This window comes from Streptomyces sp. SID14478 (assembly GCF_010548525.1).
In the GTDB taxonomy this organism is placed as follows: Bacteria; Actinomycetota; Actinomycetes; order Streptomycetales; family Streptomycetaceae; genus Streptomyces.
Genome location: NZ_JAAGMG010000508.1, coordinates 1 through 1712 on the forward strand (window position 1 = coordinate 1; position 1712 = coordinate 1712).

Annotated in this window: 1 protein-coding gene; it reads right to left on the reverse strand. The window is 74.9% G+C overall.

All coding sequences use genetic code 11. The features are described from left to right. The coding region (locus G3I40_RS16500; protein WP_164302911.1) for a type I polyketide synthase at positions 1 to 1712 on the reverse strand (1712 nt) is incomplete at both ends.

Consider the following 1712-nt stretch of genomic DNA (forward strand, 5'->3'; position numbering starts at 1 on the left):
GGCCCGTCGGCGGCCGTGGCCCCGGGGGCCGCGGCTTCGGGAGCCTCTTCGAGGATGACGTGCGCGTTGGTGCCGCCGATGCCGAAGGAGGACACGGCGGCCCGGCGCGGGTGGCCGCCGCGCGGCCAGTCGCGGGCCCGCGTCAGCAGCTCCACGGCGCCCGACGTCCAGTCGACGCCGGTCGACGGCCGGTCCACGTGCAGTGTCCGGGGCAGGACGCCGTGCCGCATCGCCATGACCATCTTGATCACACCGGCGACGCCGGCGGCGCCCTGGGTGTGTCCGATGTTCGACTTCACCGAGCCGAGCCACAGCGGCTGTTGCGGGTCCCGGCCCTGGCCGTACGTCGCGAGCAGCGCCTCGGCCTCGATCGGGTCACCGAGCGTCGTGCCCGTGCCGTGCGCCTCGACCGCGTCGACCTCCGCCGCCGACAGGCCCGCGTGTGCCAGGGCCTTGCGGATGACGCGCTGCTGCGAGGGCCCGTTCGGGGCGGTCAGGCCGTTGGACGCGCCGTCCTGGTTGACGGCGGAGCCGCGTACCACCGCGAGGACCCGGTGGCCGCGGCGACGCGCGTCGGACAGCTTCTCCACGAGGAGCAGTCCCGCGCCCTCGGACCAGCCGGTGCCGTCCGCGCCGTCCGCGAACGCCTTGCACCGGCCGTCGGGAGCGAGGCCGCGCTGCCGGGAGAACTCGACGAACGTCTCGACGGTGCCCATCACCATCACACCGCCGGCCAGCGCCATGGTGCACTCGCCGCGGTTGAGCGACTGGGCCGCCAGGTGCAGGGCCACCAGCGAGGAGGAGCAGGCCGTGTCGACGGTGAGGGCGGGCCCCTCGAAGCCGAGGTGGTAGGCGATGCGGCCGGAGGCGACACTGCCCGAACTGCCGGTGAGCCGGAAGCCCTCGACGCCGGACGCCTGGTGCAGGCGCACGCTGTGGTCGTGGCTGTTGACGCCCGCGAACACCCCGATGTCCTGTCCGGCCAGGGTCGTCGGGTCGATCGCGGCGCGCTCGAAGGCCTCCCAGGACGTCTCCAGGAGCAGGCGCTGCTGCGGGTCCATCGCCAGCGCCTCGTTCGGCGAGATGCCGAAGAAGGCGGCGTCGAATCCGGCGGCGTCGTCGAGGAAGGCGCCGTGGCGCACGTAGGTGGTGCCCGCGTGGTCGGGGTCCGGGTGGAAGAGCCGGTCGGTGTCCCAGCCGCGGTCGTCGGGGAACGCGGTGACGGCGTCGACCTCGTCGGCCACCACCCGCCAGAGGTCCTCGGGGCTGTGCACCCCGGCGGGGAACCGGCACGCCATCCCCACGATCGCGATCGGCTCGTCACCGGTCCCGGAGACGGCAGGGGCGGCGTCGGCGTCGGCGGCCGTCGTGCTCGGTGCCGTACCGCCGAAGAGCCTGGTCCGCAGGTGCCCGGCGAGCAGCTCGGGCTTCGGATAGTCGAAGACGACCGCCGGGGACAGCGTCAGCCCGGTCGCCGCGACCAGCCGGTTGCGCAGTTCCACCGCGGTCAGCGAGTCGAAGCCGGCGTCCTTGAACGTCCGGTCGGCGCGCACCTCGCCGGCGGAGCCGTGCCCGAGGACCTCGGCGACGTGCTGTCGCACCAGGTCGACCAGGGCCTCGGTCTGTTCGGTGGCGCCCAGCGGGGCGAGCCGCTCCCCCACCGCGGCGGGCCCGTGCCCGGCAGCGGCCCTGGCCACCGGACGCGACGCCGG